Source organism: Mycobacterium sp. IDUB_24, from assembly GCF_055419385.1.
Window position 1 is genome coordinate 325,774 of sequence record NZ_JBVAXO010000007.1, and the last position, 16,572, is coordinate 342,345.

The 16,572-nt window shown below is 65.9% G+C and carries 18 protein-coding genes and 1 tRNA gene; 11 read left to right on the forward strand and 8 right to left on the reverse strand.

The genetic code is table 11. The features are described 5' to 3' along the window. Positions 1-23 precede the first annotated feature (23 nt). From ACZYZF_RS24235 to ACZYZF_RS24255, 5 genes are read left to right on the forward strand one after another with little or no spacing between them, the layout of a single operon-like run. A complete protein-coding gene (locus ACZYZF_RS24235) occupies positions 24-1,178 on the forward strand; it encodes an acyl-CoA dehydrogenase family protein (protein WP_463837039.1) in 1,155 nt (384 codons plus the stop codon). 5 nt (positions 1,179-1,183) lie between these two features. After that, positions 1,184-2,107: an acyl-CoA dehydrogenase family protein gene (locus ACZYZF_RS24240; RefSeq protein WP_463837040.1), complete on the forward strand. Its 924-nt coding sequence runs from the start codon at positions 1,184-1,186 to the stop codon at positions 2,105-2,107. Then, complete coding sequence (locus tag ACZYZF_RS24245) at positions 2,104-3,267, forward strand: acyl-CoA dehydrogenase family protein (RefSeq protein WP_463837042.1); 1,164 nt, start codon at positions 2,104-2,106, stop codon at positions 3,265-3,267. Before ACZYZF_RS24240 ends, ACZYZF_RS24245 begins: the two co-directional genes overlap by 4 nt. Next, complete coding sequence (locus ACZYZF_RS24250) at positions 3,267-4,304, forward strand: acyl-CoA dehydrogenase family protein (protein ID WP_463837043.1); 1,038 nt, start codon at positions 3,267-3,269, stop codon at positions 4,302-4,304. Before ACZYZF_RS24245 ends, ACZYZF_RS24250 begins: the two co-directional genes overlap by 1 nt. Before the next feature lie 60 nt (positions 4,305-4,364). Further along, the gene (locus tag ACZYZF_RS24255; RefSeq protein ID WP_463837044.1) at positions 4,365-5,138 is read left to right on the forward strand and encodes a VOC family protein; all 774 of its coding nucleotides are present in this window, start codon (positions 4,365-4,367) and stop codon (positions 5,136-5,138) included. Here the strand turns inward: ACZYZF_RS24255 and ACZYZF_RS24260 are convergent. Then, positions 5,113-5,565, reverse strand: coding sequence for a cupin domain-containing protein (locus ACZYZF_RS24260; protein ID WP_463837046.1), 453 nt, complete (start codon positions 5,563-5,565; stop codon positions 5,113-5,115). The genes ACZYZF_RS24255 and ACZYZF_RS24260 overlap by 26 nt on opposite strands. Positions 5,566-5,584: 19 nt before the next feature. Between ACZYZF_RS24260 and ACZYZF_RS24265 the strand changes: the two genes are divergently transcribed. Further along, the gene (locus ACZYZF_RS24265; protein WP_463837048.1) at positions 5,585-6,022 is read left to right on the forward strand and encodes a hypothetical protein; all 438 of its coding nucleotides are present in this window, start codon (positions 5,585-5,587) and stop codon (positions 6,020-6,022) included. Beyond that, positions 6,019-6,624 carry a GNAT family N-acetyltransferase gene (locus tag ACZYZF_RS24270; protein WP_463837049.1) on the forward strand — a complete coding sequence of 202 codons (606 nt, stop codon included), beginning with the start codon at positions 6,019-6,021 and terminating at the stop codon, positions 6,622-6,624. Before ACZYZF_RS24265 ends, ACZYZF_RS24270 begins: the two co-directional genes overlap by 4 nt. Here the strand turns inward: ACZYZF_RS24270 and ACZYZF_RS24275 are convergent. Beyond that, positions 6,621-7,070 (reverse strand): Hsp20/alpha crystallin family protein, encoded by a 450-nt coding sequence (locus ACZYZF_RS24275; RefSeq protein ID WP_463747213.1) that lies wholly within the window; start codon positions 7,068-7,070, stop codon positions 6,621-6,623. The two genes, ACZYZF_RS24270 and ACZYZF_RS24275, sit on opposite strands and share 4 nt — an antisense overlap. A gap of 538 nt (positions 7,071-7,608) precedes the next feature. On the opposite strand from ACZYZF_RS24275, the gene ACZYZF_RS24280 reads away from it, so the two are divergent. Next, positions 7,609-8,778, forward strand: a complete 1,170-nt coding sequence (locus ACZYZF_RS24280; RefSeq protein WP_463747214.1) for a Cmx/CmrA family chloramphenicol efflux MFS transporter — start codon at positions 7,609-7,611, stop codon at positions 8,776-8,778. On the opposite strand, the gene ACZYZF_RS24285 is transcribed toward ACZYZF_RS24280, so the two are convergent. From ACZYZF_RS24285 to ACZYZF_RS24300, 4 genes are all read right to left on the reverse strand, one after another. Continuing rightward, the gene (locus ACZYZF_RS24285) at positions 8,744-9,613 is read right to left on the reverse strand and encodes a winged helix-turn-helix transcriptional regulator (RefSeq protein WP_463837129.1); all 870 of its coding nucleotides are present in this window, start codon (positions 9,611-9,613) and stop codon (positions 8,744-8,746) included. The genes ACZYZF_RS24280 and ACZYZF_RS24285 overlap by 35 nt on opposite strands. Positions 9,614-9,653: 40 nt before the next feature. Beyond that, the gene (locus tag ACZYZF_RS24290; protein WP_463747215.1) at positions 9,654-11,105 is read right to left on the reverse strand and encodes a carotenoid oxygenase family protein; all 1,452 of its coding nucleotides are present in this window, start codon (positions 11,103-11,105) and stop codon (positions 9,654-9,656) included. Then, on the reverse strand, positions 11,102-12,316 hold the full coding sequence (locus tag ACZYZF_RS24295; RefSeq protein ID WP_463747216.1) for an acetyl-CoA acetyltransferase: 1,215 nt from the start codon (positions 12,314-12,316) through the stop codon (positions 11,102-11,104). The genes ACZYZF_RS24290 and ACZYZF_RS24295 overlap by 4 nt, the downstream gene beginning before the upstream one ends. Before the next feature lie 113 nt (positions 12,317-12,429). Next, positions 12,430-12,663, reverse strand: a complete 234-nt coding sequence (locus ACZYZF_RS24300) for a hypothetical protein (RefSeq protein WP_463747217.1) — start codon at positions 12,661-12,663, stop codon at positions 12,430-12,432. A gap of 312 nt (positions 12,664-12,975) precedes the next feature. Here ACZYZF_RS24300 and ACZYZF_RS24305 point away from each other — a divergent pair, with 312 nt between their 5' ends. After that, entirely contained in the window at positions 12,976-13,794 is an 819-nt protein-coding gene (locus tag ACZYZF_RS24305; RefSeq protein ID WP_463747218.1) for a mycofactocin-coupled SDR family oxidoreductase, read from the forward strand. A gap of 64 nt (positions 13,795-13,858) precedes the next feature. Here ACZYZF_RS24305 and ACZYZF_RS24310 read toward each other — a convergent pair whose 3' ends face one another. Further along, on the reverse strand, positions 13,859-14,572 hold the full coding sequence (locus ACZYZF_RS24310; protein ID WP_463747219.1) for a DUF1326 domain-containing protein: 714 nt from the start codon (positions 14,570-14,572) through the stop codon (positions 13,859-13,861). Between the two features lie 105 nt (positions 14,573-14,677). Here ACZYZF_RS24310 and ACZYZF_RS24315 point away from each other — a divergent pair, with 105 nt between their 5' ends. Then, positions 14,678-15,115, forward strand: coding sequence for a rhodanese-like domain-containing protein (locus ACZYZF_RS24315; protein WP_463747220.1), 438 nt, complete (start codon positions 14,678-14,680; stop codon positions 15,113-15,115). Positions 15,116-15,166: 51 nt separating this feature from the next. Here ACZYZF_RS24315 and ACZYZF_RS24320 read toward each other — a convergent pair. Further along, positions 15,167-15,239, reverse strand: a tRNA-Arg gene (locus ACZYZF_RS24320). A 252-nt stretch (positions 15,240-15,491) separates the two neighbouring features. Here ACZYZF_RS24320 and mraY point away from each other — a divergent pair. After that, on the forward strand, positions 15,492-16,571 hold the full coding sequence (gene mraY / locus ACZYZF_RS24325) for a phospho-N-acetylmuramoyl-pentapeptide-transferase (RefSeq protein WP_463746004.1): 1,080 nt from the start codon (positions 15,492-15,494) through the stop codon (positions 16,569-16,571). Position 16,572: the final 1 nt, after the last annotated feature.

Sequence of the window (16,572 nt, forward strand, 5' to 3'; positions counted from 1 at the left end):
CGGTCGGAACAGAAAGGCCAGGAGTGGATTTCGATTTTGGTGAGGCGGCCGACACGCTGCGCGGTGAGCTGCGTGCGTTGATCGCCGACGAGGTGCCCGCCGACTTTCTCGGCGCGTTCACCGATGACCCCGCCGATCTGGCGGTGGCCCAGCAGTTCTGCCGGACATTGGCGCAGCAGCATCTGCTGTGTATGTCGTGGCCGAAGGAGTTCGGCGGTGGTGGCGCGTCGGTCTGGGAACAGACGGTGGTGCGCGAGGAGATGTGGGCACACCACGAACCGCGTGGCGCGCAGTACATGGGCGTCAACTGGGTGGGTCCGATCATCATGCGGCACGGCACCGAGGAGCAGCAGCGCAAGCACCTGCCCCCGATCGCGAACGGCGAAGTGATCTGGTGCCAAGGGTTTTCCGAGCCGGAGTCGGGTTCGGACCTGGCTTCGCTGCGCACCTTCGCCCGCCGGGACGGCGACGGCTGGCGGGTCAACGGCCAGAAGATCTGGACCTCGTACGCCACCATGGCCCAGTGGATCTTCCTGTTGGCCCGCACCTCAAAAGGTGAGAAAAAGCAGCAGGGCATGACGATCTTCCTGGTGCCGATGGATTCACCGGGTATCCAGGTGCGTCCGATCCGCACCATGATGGGTCCGCATCATCTCAACGAGGTGTTCTTCGACGACCTGTTGGTCACCGAGGCGGATGTGCTCGGGACCGTGGATCAGGGCTGGTCGATGGTGCAGGACGTGGTGTCCTTCGAGCGCGTCGGCATCGCCCGCTATGCGCGCTGCGAGCGGCTGCTGCAGGCTGCCCCAGGGGTACTCGGCGCCAAGTGGGAAGAGTTGCCGGCCGAGCTGCGGGGCCGGTGGACCCGGATGCTCACCCACTGCCGCAGGGCTCGGTTGATGGCCTACCGGGTGGTGTCGATGCAGGCGACCGGCCGGGTGAATCCCGGTGACTCGGCGGCATATCGGATCGCGGTGACGCGCTTGGATCAGGAGAGCGCGGAGGTGCTCATGGAGATTGCCGGGGCGGTGCCGCGCGGTGGTGACAGCCAAGCCGAGTACTTCCGGGCGGAGGTCGAAGACCACTGGCGGTACTCGCAGGCGTCGACCGTGTCCTCGGGCAGCATCGAGATGCAGCGCATCCTGTTGTCGCGGACCATGCTGGCCGGAAAGGCGTGACGGCGATGATTCTCGATCTCAGCGACGACGCCAAAGAGTTCGGTCGCCAGGCGGTGAAGGCGTTCGAGGCTGCCGGCGGCGATCAACTGTTGGTCGAGGCCGACGCGAAGCCCGACACCCGGGCCGCGCTGGTGACGCCCGTGCTGGAGAGCCTCGGTGCCTTCGAACTCGAACCCCGCTCCGATGCCGATTCATTGGAGGCGGCGGCCGCGGTGTGCCGCAGCGCCGGCTATTGGGCGTTGCCCTATCCGGTCGCCGAGCGATTGTCGCGCCCGCAAGACCTCGATGTCGACGGCTTGATGGTCGTCGACGCGGCCGTGCCCGAGGCTGCGTTGCAGGGGCTGGACAACCGTTGGGCCACCGTCACTTTGGACGGCCGCCGCCTCACCGTGACCAAGACAGTCGCCACTGGACCGTCGTTCGCCACCGCCCTCGAACTTTCGGCGGTCGACGGCGCCGGCCACAATGATGTGGCTCTGGCCCTGACCCTGCCGTCCTGGACCCTGCTCGGAATGCTGGACAGGGCCATCGATCTGACCACCGCGCACGTGAGCCTGCGTAAGCAGTTCGGGCAGACGTTGTCGTCGTTCCAGGGGGTGCAGTTCCAGCTGACCGATGCGGAGGTGGAGCGCAGCGGCGTCGACATGCTGGCCAAGTACACGCTGTGGAGTGTGGGCACGAACCCGGCCGACGAGGCGATCAACGATGCGCTGGCACTGCGCCTGGCCGCGATCGAGGCCGCCGAGGTGGTGTTCCGGGTCTGCCACCAGCTGCACGGGGCTGTGGGATTCTGCGACGAGACCGTGCTCTCGTGGCTCTCGCGCTACAGTCAGCCGTTGCGTCGCTTGCCCTTCGGTGTGTCGAAGACCCGTGAGACTCTGACGGACCGGCTCGGCCGGCGTGGGCTGACCGGATTGTTTTCGTCATGACCGACCTAGACGAGTTCCGCGTCACTGTGCGGGACTGGTGCGCAGCTCATGTCCCGAAAGACTGGCGTTCCAACCAGACCGGTGTCAGCGACGATGAGTTCGCGTCCTTCCAGAAGGCCTGGTTCGCCGAGCTGCACACTGCCGGATACGCGGTGCCACACTGGCCGGCCGAATGGGGCGGCGGCATGGGCGTGCCCGAACAGATCGTGCTGTACCAGGAACTGGCCGCGCACGATGCGCCCAGGCTGGTGCTCGCTTTCGTCGGCATCCATCACGCCGCCTCCACCCTGATCGCCGCGGGCACCGACGAGCAACGCAGAAGGCATCTACCGGCCATACTCGACGGCGAGATCTGGGTGCAGGGGTTCTCCGAGCCGGAGGCCGGTTCCGATCTGGCTGCTCTGCGCACAACAGCCCGCGCTGAGGGTGACAACTTCATCGTCAACGGTCAGAAGCTGTGGGCCAGCGGTGCGATGCATGCCGACTGGTGTCTGCTGTTGGCCCGTACGGATCCGGAAGCGCCCAAGCGGCACGGTATTTCGTACTTCTTGATGGACATGGCCACGCCCGGTATCGACGTGCGGCCCATCCGGAACGCGGTGGGGGATTCGCATTTCTGTGAGATCTTCCTCAACGACGTCGCCGTACCGGCGGCCAATCTGGTCGGTCCGGTGAACAAGGGATGGCAGGTCGCACAGGCCACGCTCGGCGCCGAGCGTGGCATGACCATGCTGGAGTTGTCTGAACGGCTGGGCAACGCGGGCTTCAAGTGGTTGCTGGACGCGGCCCCCACAGACGATCCGGTGGTGGCGGATCGGTTGGCGCAGTTCGAGATCGAGCTGACCGGCCTGCGCGGGCTCTGCCGGGATCTGGTGGAGCGCACCGAGGCGGGCGAGGCCGGGCCGGCCGACGCGTCGATCGTCAAGCTCTACTACAGCGAATTACTGCAGCGGATGACGGGTTTCGGCGCGGAGATCGGCGGGCTGAATGCCCATACTGTGCTGGCCAAACCGGCATCCAGCGGCTGGGAGTCGGGCGCCTGGATGCTCGATTTCATCGGATCGTGGGAATGGACCATTCCCGGTGGCGCCAGCGAGATCCAGCGCACGATCATCGGTGAGCGCGGTCTGGGCCTGCCGAGAGAACCGAGTGCGGTGTGATGAGCGAATTCTCAGAGATACACGACGAACTACGTTCGGTAGCCGCTGATCTGCTGGCCAAGGACGCCGTCGACTGGCCACTGCTGGTCTCGGCCGGCTGGGTGGGGCTGGATGCCCCCGAAGCGGCCGGTGGTGCCGGCGCCACCTTCGCCGAGGTCGCCGTGATCTGTGAGGAGTTGGGCCGGGCGGTTGCGGCCACCGGCTACCTGGGCGGTGCCGTGCTGGCCATCGGTGCTCTGAATGCGATGCAGCCCAACGCCTCACGCGACGCGCTGCTGCAGGACATCGTCGCCGGAAGCTCTCGGGCCGCTCTCGCCCTACCGGGGACAGGCGAATCGGCACCCTTCGAATTGGCCACCACTCGTCTGGGCTGGCGCGTTCACGGCCGGGCAGCTTTCGTGTCCGACTCGGCGGGAGCCCAGCGACTGCTGCTGCCCGCACGTGACGCCGACCGGGTGGCAGTTCTGGTGGACGTGGCCGCCGACGCCCCGGGGCTGACGATCACCGAGCAACCGGTGCTCGACGAAACCCGCCGCCTGGCAATCGTGACGGCCGAGGGCGTCGAGGTCGACGAGGACGCGGTGTGGCGCTTCGACGGTGATGCTGAGGCCGGCTTGCGCGCACTCACCGAGCGTGCCGCGCTCGCGGTGGCCTGCGACAGCCTGGGCGTTGCGCAGGCCATGCTCGACGCCACAGTGTCCTACACCGGGGTCCGTCAGCAGTTCGGCCGGCCGATCGGCTCGTTCCAGGCCGTCAAGCACGCGTGTGCCGACATGCTCGTCACGATCTCGGTGGCCCGGCAACTGGTGAATGCCGCCCTCGCGGCCGACAGCGACGCGGTGTCAATTTCAATGGCGAAGGCCTACGCCACCGAGGCCGCGGTGGACGTGGCCGGCAAGGCCATGCAGTTGCACGGCGGGATCGGCTACACCTGGGAGAGCGGCGTGCACGTCTACCTCAAGCGGGCCGCGCTCAATCGATCGCTGTACGGCTCACCGACCGAACACCGCGCGAGGATTTCTGCCCGCTACCGATGAGTTTTCCGCGCGGCGATGGTCAAACTTAGCGACCGACCCATCCCGTGAAGGAGACATATCGTGGTTACCCGTCAGAGCCTGCCGCTGGGCGCTCCCAATTGGATCGACTTGACCACTTCCGACCCGGAGCGTGCCCAGCAGTTTTACGGCGCGGTATTCGGCTGGACATTCGAAACCGGCGGCCCCGAGTACGGCGGCTACGTCACCGCAGCCGTCGACGGCAATGTGGTGGCGGGGCTGATGCGCAACGACCCGCAGTGGAACGCCCCCGACGCCTGGACCACCTATCTGCACACCGCGGACGCCGAAGCCACGGTGGCGGCGGCCACGGGTGCCGGTGGCGGTAATTGCGGTGGGGTGATGGACATCCCGGCGAAGGGGCGGATGGCGATGATGACCGATCCAGCCGGCGACTTCTATGGCATCTGGCAGCCTGCCGGACATGAGGGCTTCGCGTTGTTCAACGAGGCCGGCGCACCGGCGTACCACCAGCTGACCACGCGCGACTACGTCGGGGCGTTGGACTTCTACCGCAAGGTGTTCGGCTGGAGCACCGAGGTCGTGTCGGATACTGATGAGTTCCGTTACAGCACGGCGAGTTTCGACGGGGAGGCGCTGGTCGGTGTGATGGACGGTTCGGCCTTCATCCCCGAGGGTGCGCCAGGAGCGTGGACCACGTTCTTCGGTGCCGAAGATGTGGACAAGACGATCGAGGTGATCGTGGCCAACGGCGGTTCGGTGGTGCGGCCGGCCGAGGACACGCCCTACGGCCGGTTGGCCGCGGTGACGGATCCGACCGGTGCCGGGTTCAATCTGACGTCGCTGCAGGGCTGAGCGCGAAGTCGGCGAAGTCGAAGCCGGGCACCACCACACAACTGACCAGGGTGGGTTCGTCGTCGCGCGGCTTGGCGCGCTGCCAATGGCCGGGCGGCACCAGCAGTTGCGGGTGCTGCCCGGCTTCGATGTCCGGGCCCAGCAGTTGCGTGTCCGCCGTGTTCCGGTCCGCCCCGATCTCCAGGACCAGCGGGCTACCCCGATGGTGGAACCACAGTTCGGCACTACGGACGGTGTGCCAGGCCGACTGTTGGCCGGGCATCAGCAGGAACAGGATCGCGGTGCCTGCGCTGCGCGGTCCGGAGTAACCCGGCGGCAGCGAAGACTGGCTCACTGTCAGGTCGCTGCGCCACGTTTCTCTGTACCACCCGCCCTCGGGGTGCGGGGTGAGGTCGAGCCGTCTGGCCCAGTCGGGAAGTTCGGTCACAACCGATAGTCTCGTCGTCATGGTTAGTCTGCGTCCAGGGTGGCGCGTGGCCCCGGGGTGGCTGATAGCCCTGTGCGCTGCAGTCCTGGTCGTGGTTGCGTGGCTGCCGTGGCTGACCACCAGCGCCGAGGGTGGCGGCCGGGCCAATGCGATCGGCGGGGCAGTGGGAAGCATCGTGCTGCCGCGTGGTTTCGGCGCCGGGCAGCTGATCGTCCTGTTGGGCGCCGGATTGATCGTGGCCGGTGCGATGGCAGGGCGCGGGCTGTCGCAGCGGTGGGCTTCGGCTGTGGGCCTGCTGATTTCGCTGGCCGTCGTAGCGTTGACGGTGTGGTACTACACGCTCAATGTCAAAGGACCCGTGGACGCGGGTTACGGGCTGTATGTCGGCGGCGCCATGGCGGTGCTGGCCGGGTTGTGTTCGGTGTGGTCCTTCCTGTCGACGTTGGGACAAAGGTGAGCGAATTCGTGACGCCCGTGGAGTTGGCTGGGCAGCGTTGGGTGACGCTGGAACCGTTGACGGCCGAGCACATCCCCGAGATCGACGCGGTGGCCGCGGACGGAGAGTTGGGCTCCCTCTGGTACACGATGACGCCGCGGCCGGGCGGTGCCGCCGAGTGGGTGCAGCGCATTTTCGAACTGCGCGCGGCCGATCACGGCGTGACCTTCGTGGTGCGCAACCTCGACGGCAGCCTGGTGGGATCGTCGAGCTATTTACATGTCGACGGCCCGAACCGCCGGCTGGAGATCGGGCACACCTGGTACACCGCCGCAGCGCGGCGTACCGGCATCAACGCCGAGACCAAGCTGTTGATGCTCGGCCATGCCTTCGATGAGTTGAACTGTGTGGCAGTGGAATTCCGCACACACTTCTTCAACTTCGCCAGCCGTGCGGCCATCGAGCGGCTCGGTGCCAAGCTGGACGGAGTGCTGCGCAGCCACCAGCTGCTGTCCGACGGCTCCCGCCGTGACACCGTCGTGTACTCGATCCTGGACATCGAATGGCCCGCGGTGCGGTCCAACCTGAAGTTCAGGCTGGACCGCCGCGGCGGGATCAACTAGTCCGCATCGACAGTGGTGGTCTCGATCGACTTGCGGTCGGCGCCGTGGGCCACTTCGATCTTGCGGGGCCTGGCACGTTCGGCCATCGGGATGGTGACGGTGAGGACACCGTTCTCGTACGTGGCGGAGATCGCCGACGTATCGATCCCGTCGCCGAGCGACAACTGGCGTCGGAAGTTACCGAAGAACCGCTCATTGGTGAGCCACTGCGCAGATTCTTCCGAGCGGGCGGTTCGATGTGCCGAGACGGTGAGTGTGCCGTTGTCGACGTTCACGTCCACCGAGCCCGGATCGACACCGGGAAGGTCGGCGGTCAGGACGTAGTGGTCGCCAATCTTGCAGAGGTCCATCGGCATGAACCGGGGCGTGCGTGTTGACCCTGAATCATTTGACAGCAAACTTCTGGTCAACACATCAAGGTCGCTGAACGGATCAAAACGAAGCACAGTAATTCACCTCCCGTGCGATCTCAGAGCCCGCCACCCTGGCGGACAGCCAATCACTGTGCACCGCCGATATTAGCACTCGACACCGGAGAGTGCCAGAAGTTTTCCGCGCGATTTTCCGATGGTTCCTGCATGTCAGAGAGGTTTGCCGGGGTGTGATAGTTCCCGTGCGGCGGGCGCTGGGGCGAAATCGTGATGGCGTCGGCGTGGGCTCGACCGGGATGCGGCCGCGTGTTGGGGAGGGCCAACAGGACGACGGTCCCAGCGTCTGCCTCACCGACCTGGGGAGGCCCGGCGCAACCAACAGCAACCGTCTCGTCGGAGGTCGGCCGGCCCAGGTGCGGACGAAATCGGTTGCGTTCCTGCGCCGGGTGTTTAGTAGGGTGGCGGGATGTCGAGCCCGGAAGCACACAAGATGGGGGCTTTCGGTCACGCCGTCAGCCCCCTGAATCACTGACTCTTCAGTTTTCCGCACCGATCGGGTGCTGGCCGTGGTGACGAGACGTCTCCTGTTCATTCTCTTGCCCCGGAGTTCTCGATGCCTTTTGCTCTCTATCTTCTGGCCCTGGCGGTTTTCGCCATGGGCACTTCGGAATTCATGCTCGCCGGGCTTGTTCCGGATATCGCCGCCGGTCTCGGCGTCACGGTCGGCGCTGCCGGCCTACTGACCTCCGCATTTGCCATCGGAATGGTCATCGGCGCCCCGGTCATGGCCGCGCTCGCGCGTCGGTGGCCGGCCCGGACCAGCCTGCTCGGATGTGTGGTCGTGTTTGCGCTCTGCCATGTTGTCGGCGCGCTGACACCGAACTTCCCGGTCCTCCTCGGCACCCGCGTGATCGCCGCCCTGGCCAACGCCGGATTCTTGGCGGTGGCGCTCAGCACGGCCGCCACGCTGGTAGCGGCCGACCGGAAGGGACGCGCGTTGTCGGTCCTGCTCGGCGGGACGACGATGGCCACCATCGCGGGCGTGCCGGGAGGCGCGATGCTCGGTGCGCTGTTGGGGTGGCGATCCGCGTTCTGGGCGATTTCCTTGTTGTGCTTGCCCGCCGCGCTCGGCATTCTGAAGGGGATTCCCGCTCGGGCTGAAGGCAATTCGGTCCCCGCCGATGGAACGCCACTGCGTGATGAGCTCGCCCAACTCAAATCGCCTGCGGTGGGATTGGCGATGCTTCTCGCGGCCCTCGTCAATGCCGGCACGTTCGCCGCGTTCACATTCTTGGCGCCCATCGTGACCGACACCGCCGGTCTCCGTCCGCTGTGGTTGCCCGTGGTGTTGGTGCTCTTCGGATTCGGGTCTTTCATCGGTGTCACCGTGGCGGGCCGGTTGTCCGACCGTCATCCACGCTTGGTGATCTGGGCTGGGGGCCCGCTGTTGCTGCTCGGTTGGATTGCGTTGGCGGCCTGGGCCGCTCATCCGGTGACGCTGCTGGTTCTGGTCTTCGTCCAGGGAATCGCGGCTTTCGCCGTGGGCAGCACCTTCATTGCGCGCGTCCTCTACGAGACATCCGGGGCTCCGACAATGGGCGGCTCGTACGCGACGGCGGCGCTGAATGTCGGAGCCACCTGCGGCCCGGCACTGGCTGCTGCCTCGCTCGCAGGCCCAGCGGGAAACCTCGGGCCGGTGTGGGTCGCTGTTGCGCTCACCGGTATCGCCCTGATGGTGGCGCTGGCCATCACAATTCGACGGCGGACACCGACGCTCCGGTGAGCCGATCATCGCACTGATCGCACGTCAGCACCGGGGAAAACGTGTGGCCGCAGCCGCTATGGGTGAGGATCACGGCTGGGCCTTCGGGTGCCGGGAACGACCGTTGCGCCCAGGCCAGCGCCGTGACGAGCACAGGAAGGAATGCGGCGCCCTTCGGGGTCAGCCGGTACTGCGGGTCCTCGTCGGTGGTGGTGAGAATCCCGTTGCCCCGGAACGTTTGTAAGCGGTCGGCCAGTGATGCGGGCGGAGCGACCAACGCCCGTTGAAACTCGGAGAACCTGCTGGTTCCCGTAAAGGCGGCGACCAGGATCGCAAATGCCCAGCGGTTCCCGAGCACGCTCATGGTCTGGGGGAACAGGCCCGACGGGGAATCGCGCCGATCGTCCTCGGAGCGGCGCCGCGTCGCCACCATGGGCAGGGACCGCGGCCAGCCTCCGCTCGGACCCCACACGGCGGTCACCTCATCGGAAGTGCTTGGGGCACTGCAGCTCCCACATGTCAGTATCGGGGTGAAGTCGGCACCGCAGGGCACGTGCCGCATGGCCGGCAGTGGCTCGCGGTGCTCGGTCACCCAGTGCCGTTCCCACTCCCAGATGGACACCAGCACCGGCCACAACGTCCTGCCTCGCTCCGTGATCAGGTATTCGTCACGCGGAGGCCGCTCCTGATAGCGATGGCGTTGCAGCAACCCGTCTTCGGTCAGAGAGCCGAGACGGCGGGTCAGCACCGAGTTGGAGATCGGCAGCCGGGTCCGGAACTCTCCGTAACGGGTGGCGCCCAGCAGGGCCTGCTGCATCACCAGCAGCGTCCATTCATCTCCGACCAGAGCCAACATCTGCCCGACAGCGTTGGTCCCGCCGGTCGGCGTCTCCGTGTCAGTCACGCACCAGCCATCGGCGAAGCTCGTCACCGGGCGCCCAAGTGGAGTGGGTTCCGCTGGAAACCCGTTCCGGCAGAGCAAGTTTGCACACCGGTCCGTCGGAAACGCGGGCCGCGTCGAATACCAGGCAGTAGGAGGCGTCGTCATTCATGTCGGTGGTGATGGTGACCAGATAGCCGTCATCCTCGCTCAGGCTGCCGACCCTCGGCGCCATCGCGGTCTCGCTGCCGTACACGCCGTCCTCGAAGGCATAGCGTTGTTCGGATCCGGTGTGCAGGTCGTGGCGGACCAATCCGTCGAACAGGAACCAGCCCGGCTTCCCGGTGGCGGCATAGGCGTAGCGGTAGTTGCGCCCGGCGTGACCGGGGTTGATCATGCCGAATTCGGTGATGCTGTCGGACAATTGCTCTTCGCGGGTCGCTCCGGTGACCAGGTTGAACCGCCAGCGGTGCAGCCGGGTCTGCATCTTGTCGAGTGCCAGGGCCGGTGTCGCGTTCCCCTGGAAGAACCCGTCGAGCACGATCTCGTCGCCGTCTTCGTAGGCGTTGGTGAAGTGCAGGACGTAGGTGGTGTCGGCTTCGAACCACTTGACGTCGCCGGCCGCGCCGCGCCGGGGGAGCACCGCGAATCGGGAGGGAAGGTCGCGGTGCAGCTTGGGCAGATGCACGTTGCTCTTGAGGAATTTCGCATCCCAGAACAACGGAAAGTCGTTGAGTATCACATAGTTTTCGGTGAATGCCATGTCGTGCGGCATCCGGGGCCCCGGCAGTTCCACATCGACGTAGTGGACCAGCCGGTTGTCGGCGTCCACCACCCCGTAGTGCATGTACGGCGTCTGCTTGCCGTAATTGAAGAACAGCAGTTCACCGGTGGCGTCGTCGGCCTTGGGATGCGCCGAGACACCCCATTCGGCGGGAAGCGCTCCGCCCCAGTCCTCCTTGCCCAGGGCATCGCCGGTGTACGGGTCGATGCGGTACAGGTCGCCGCACTGGTAGAAGCTGGTGAGTGCGACGCCGCGGTGCACGGTCACGTCTGTGCTGGAGGCGTCCTTCATCAGAGTCCGCGCGCCCCAGCCGTAGTCGCGTTTGGCCAGTTCGATCGGTTCGGCGATACCCGGCCACAGCGGTCCACCGGCCTCGATTTCGGCCAGGAGGCCGTCGGTGCGGATGAACCTGTTGCGGTAGAACGCTTTTCCGTCGCGGAAGCCGACGATGTGCAGCATTCCGTCACCGTCGAACGGGTGGTAGGTCTGCAACGCCGGATGCAGTGGGTTCTCGGTGTTGCGCAGGTAGATACCGTCGAGGTCGGTTGGGATCTCGCCGTCGATGACCTGCAGATCGTCGGAATCCCATTCGGTGGTCTGCGGACGCCACGCCCCGGTGCGGTAGGGATGGTCGTCGTCCTCGGGCAGGGTGGACAGGTACTTGGCCACAACCTCGGTGTTCATTGCTGGGCTCCTCCCACGACGAAGCTGACGGTGGTGGCGGTGCTGCCGCCGAAGTTCAAGGTGCCGAAGGTCTTTGCACCGTCGACCTGGTATGGCCCCGCAGTGGCGCTGACCTGCTTGGCGGCGTCGAGCAGCATCCGTACCCCCGACGCGCCGACGGGGTGACCGCCGCCGATCAGTCCGCCGCTGGGATTGATCGGAAGCCGCCCGCCGATCTCGATCTCGCCGTTCTCGATGGCCTTCCAGGACTCGCCGGGCCCGGTGAGGCCGATGTGATCGATGGCCAGGTACTCGCTGGGGGTGAAGCAGTCGTGGACCTCGAACCCGTCGAGATCGTCGAGCGTCACGCCGGCCCGGCCGAAAGCGTCCAGCACAGCGTTGCGCACGTGCGGCAGCAGGTACGGATCTTTCGCACTGCGGTCAAGTTTTTGGCGCAGCCCCAGACCGACCGTGCGGTGGCCCCAGCCGTCGATACGGGCGATCGGCCGGGCGTGTGGGTGAGTGCGCAGATACGTGTCGCTGACGAGAACCAGGCCGGCACCGCCGTCGGTCATCTGGCTGCAGTCGAACCGGCGCAGTCGCCCCTCCACCACCGGATTGGTGACGTCGTCGCCTCCGATCGGGTCGGGCACCATCCAGTCGCGGGTCTGGGCATTGGGATTGGTCTTGGCATTGCGGAAGTTCAGCGCCGCGATGGCGCGCAGGTGCTCGGCGTCCAGTCCGTAGCGCCGGTCGTACGCGTCGGCCACGTCGGAGAACATAGATGGCCACACGAACCGGGCATCGTCGGCTTCGTGACCGGTCCAGGCCGCGGCGCCCAGGTGCGCGGCGGCGGTATCGCCGGGCACCGTCTTCTCCAATTCCACCCCGATGACCAAGGCGCTGTCGTAGGCACCGGAGCGCAGGTCGGCGATTGCGGCGAGCGTCGCAACGCTGCCCGACGCGCACGCCGCCTCGTGCCGTGATGCCGGGGTTTCCCACAAGTCGGGATGCACGGTGGCCGGCATGGCGCCGAGGTGGGCCTGGCCGGCGAACAGGTCGCCGAAGGCGTTTGCGACGTGCACGACGCCGATGCCGGTCGCATCGATCCTGGCGCTGTTCAGGGTGTGGTCGACGACCTCGCGGGTGAGCCCGGCGAAGTCGACCTGCTCACGGGTCAGATGGCGGGCGAAATCGCTCTGGTAGCCGCCGAGAATCCACACGTCCTCCATGGCGGTGACGCTACTACAACTAAGAGAGTGACTCGAGACGTCGAAACAAATAACGCCGTGGCAGAAATCCATGATGGATTCCCGCCACGGCGTTACCCGTGGTTAAAGCCGAATCAGTCGTCGTGACCGTGGCCGTGGCCGTGGCCGCGACCATGCCAACCGTTGTCCCACCCGTTCCAACGGCCCCAGCCGGGTCCTTCGACGCAAGCCTGTACGTAGCCGTACGGTCCGCTCGCGCAGATCTCGGGACCGGCCGATGCCGGGGCCGCACCCGCGACTGCCACGCCGACCGGCACGGCCAACGTGCCCAGCCCGACTGCAGCGGCTTTGATCAGTTTCGAACGCATCTTTCTCGCCTCCGGAGTTGTTAGCTGTGTGTGAGCCCAAGACCCCCGTCTGTAGATAACATTAGTGCATCTCACGATATTCCTGAAAACTGCCTGGCACCGCGTGGTGCAGCGGATTTGCTCTCAGGCAGCTCTTCCCGGTCAGGCCATTGAATTCATTTGCCAGATCAAATAAGGCTCGCGAATGGCTTCTCGGGGTGTTGCCAGCCGACGGGTGTGACACGTGAGTCCGGTGGTGTGAGCGGGGAAGGCGACGAGTTTTGCCGGCGCTCGTGGTCTCCATCTGTAGGCCGAACTACAGGAGGGGTATTCGTGGGAGCGCTGGACGGCAAGACGGCTCTGGTGACCGGGGGAGCGCGCGGGCAGGGGCGCGCGCATGCCCTCACTCTGGCGCGTGAAGGCGCTGACATCGTGGTCTGCGACGTCGCCGCACAGGTCGAATCTGTCGACTATCCGCTGCCGACTCAGGCCGACCTGGAACGGACAGTCGAGGAGGTGTCCGCGCTCGGCCGGCGCTGCCTGGCGGTGACAGCCGATGTCCGAGACCTGGCGGCAATGCAATCGGTCGTGGACGCCGCGGTCTCTCGGTTCGGCGGTATCGACGTGGTGCTGGCCAATGCCGGGATCGCCAGTAGTGGGCCGATCGCGACCATGTCGCAGCAGCGGTGGCAGACCATGATCGACATCAACCTCACCGGGGTGTTCAACACCTTCCGCGCGGTGCTGCCACATCTGATCGAGCGCCGGGCCGGGCGGATCGTCGCGACGTCGTCGATCGTGGCGAATAGCGGAGCCACCAACTCGGGGCACTATGCCGCGGCGAAGGCCGGAGTGGTGGCGCTGGTGAAATCGGTGGCATTCGAGGTCGCCGAATACGGCATCACGGTCAACGCCGTGCTGCCGTCCGGGGTGAACACGCCGATGATCCACAACCTGGCGACCTACAAGATGATTCGGCCCGACCTGGAGAACCCGGGCCTCGAAGACGTCGAAGAAGTGTTTGGCCAGGGGCGGCCCCGGCCGGGCCTGCTGGAGCCGCAGGATGTCGCCGATGCCGTGCTGTACCTGGTGTCGGATCGAGGGCGGCTGCAGACCGGCGAGTCGATGATTCTGTCGAACGGATTGAACTAGCGCGCGGTACGCGGTGATCTGACGCCGGCGGGGCTGCGGAGCCCCGCCGGCGTCAATGCCAGTCTCAGCAGCCGCAGCTGCAGGAGGCCTGTGCTTCCGCGTTGGCCTCACCCGCGTCCACGTCTTCAGATCCGGGACGCCAGTCGAACGGGAAGTGCTTGCTCGAGGCGCCGGTGTGCTCGTGCGACCACTCGAAGCCCACGGCGTGGTCTTGCTTGACCACGCCCCAGGTTGCGACCTGGCCCGGGCCGACCTCGGCACCCGGCGCATTGGTCGTGGTCACCCGTCGGTTCGGGTCGGCCGTCGGGCCGGTGAGAGCCTCCACCAACAGATCGACCTTGCCGGGAATCTCGGCGCGCCAGTAAGCAAGGTCGTCGGCGGCCTCGAAACTGATCGGGGCGTATTCGATGCCGCGCAGCTCCTCGATCAGGCTGCCGAACTCGGCCGGCCAACCGCCCTCCGTGCCGGTGAAGATCCGCTCGAGCGCGTCACGCTGGGCGGCGTCGCCCTTCTCGTCGATGTAGAACATCAACTTCATCGTCGCGTTCGGATCGCCGATCCACATGTTGCCGGCGAACTCGCCGAGCGCGATCACGCTGAGACCCGCCAAATCGGTGTCACCGTAATGCCCTTCGCGGACGTGCCACACCAAGGTGAACAGGCAATCGCCGTGCGTGGGCTCCTGGGCGAAGCTGCATGGGCAAGGCAACTTGCAGCTGCACACGTCGAACCATTCTCCGCGCAAATGCCAATCGACCTGGGTCGACGAAGTGGTCATCGATTCCGCTCCTTCCGTTTAATACCCCCTAGGGGTATCTGACACCGCGAACGTAGCACCGCCGAAGACTGGAGCGCAAGTACCCCCTAGGGGTATCATCTGGGCATGTTCACAAGGACGTGCATCGGTGCTCTGGCGGTCGTTGCCTCGGTGTCGCTGGCATCGTGTGGCTCACCCGCCGAGGCGCCACCGGCCGCCTCCGCTGGAGCCTCAGTGGCGAGCGTTGTGCCCCATAGACTGGTCGATCCTGATGAATTCGCTTCTGCCATAGGGGAATCCGACCGGATGACGATCAACGTCCACGTACCGTTCGAAGGCGATATCTCCGGTACGGACCTGTCGATTCCGTTCGGCCGGATGGCCGAACAGGCGGATCGGTTGCCCACCGATCGCGGTGCCCCGATTGCGATCTACTGCCGAACCGGCCCCATGAGCGCGACGGCCGCCGAAGCGTTGAAATCGCTGGGCTACACCGATGTGGTCGAACTCAAGGGCGGGATGAAGGCCTGGCAGGCCAGCGGTCGGCCACTGGTCGGAAACTGAGCTTGGTTTGGCGGTCGCCCGGAAATGGTTCTTGGCCTGCAAAAACGTGAGTGCCCCCGGCAGGATTCGAACCTGCGACACCGGCTTTAGGAGAGCCGTGCTCTATCCCCTGAGCTACGGGGGCTCGGGACCTATCGAAATAGGTGTTCTACAACCCTAAGGGACGACTCATCTTAGTTGGCGAAGCGCCGATCAGCGGCATCGGGGTTGTCGCGAGGCGGTGTTCATGTCGGCCGGAAGCCGCGAGGAGCTTGGCCGGGCGAATGTCGCCGGCGCTCGCGTAACAGCGGATCGGCCATACTGGCCCGATGGGGGGATGGGGTTTCAATCGGGTGCAGTTGTCGACCGGATCACGCGGTAGCGGCCGGCGTCGCCGATGAGCCAGATACTGTTCGCCGCGGGCATAGCCATGTTGGTCGCGCTTCTGCTGACCCCCGTGCTGATCCGGATGTTCACCCGGTTGGGGTTCGGTCAGGAAATCCGCGACGACGCCCCACAGACCCACCAACGCAAACGTGGCACCCCGACAATGGGCGGTCTGGCCATCCTCACCGCGATCTGGGCAAGCTACCTGAGCACCAACCTCATTGGGCTCGCACTCGGGGGAGGCGGCCCGTCAGCATCTGGCCTGCTGGTTCTCGGACTGGCCACGGCACTGGGCGCGGTCGGCTTCACAGACGACTACATCAAGTTGCGGCGCGTACGCAATCTCGGCCTGAACAAGCGAGCCAAGTCCGCTGGGCAATTGGTCGCGGCAGTCCTTTTCGCCGTACTCGCGCTGCAGTTCCGTAACGCTGACGGCCTCACACCGGCAGGCACCGAATTGTCCTACGTCCGTGAAATCGCTGCGTTTGCCATGCCGGCTGTGGTGTTCGTCCTGTTCTGCATCGTCGTGGTCTCTGCGTGGTCGAATGCCGTCAACCTCACTGACGGTCTCGATGGGCTAGCCGCGGGGACCATGGCGATGGTGAGTGCCGCCTACGTGCTCATCACCTTCTGGCAGTTCCGAAACGCATGTGCCCTCACCCAGGAGGACGGTTGCTACCACGTCCGCGACCCCCTCGATCTGGCCCTCGTCGCCGCTGCCACCGCCGGCGCCTGTATCGGATTCCTATGGTGGAATGCCGCACCCGCCAAGATCATCATGGGTGACACGGGTTCGCTCGCGTTGGGCGGCATCATTGCCGGCCTATCGGTCGTCAGCCGCACCGAGCTCCTGGCCGTCATCCTCGGTGCCCTGTTCGTGGCCGAGGTGACCTCCGTCGTCATCCAAGTCGTGGCGTTCCGCACCACCGGACGACGGGTCTTTCGATTGACCCCGCTTCACCACCACTTCGAGCTGATGGACTGGCCGGAAAGCGCACTGACGATACGGTTCTGGCTGATTGCGGCAATCGCCAGCGGCCTCGGAGTCGCGCTCTTCTACGGCGAGTGGTTGACGGCTGTCGGAGCCTGAG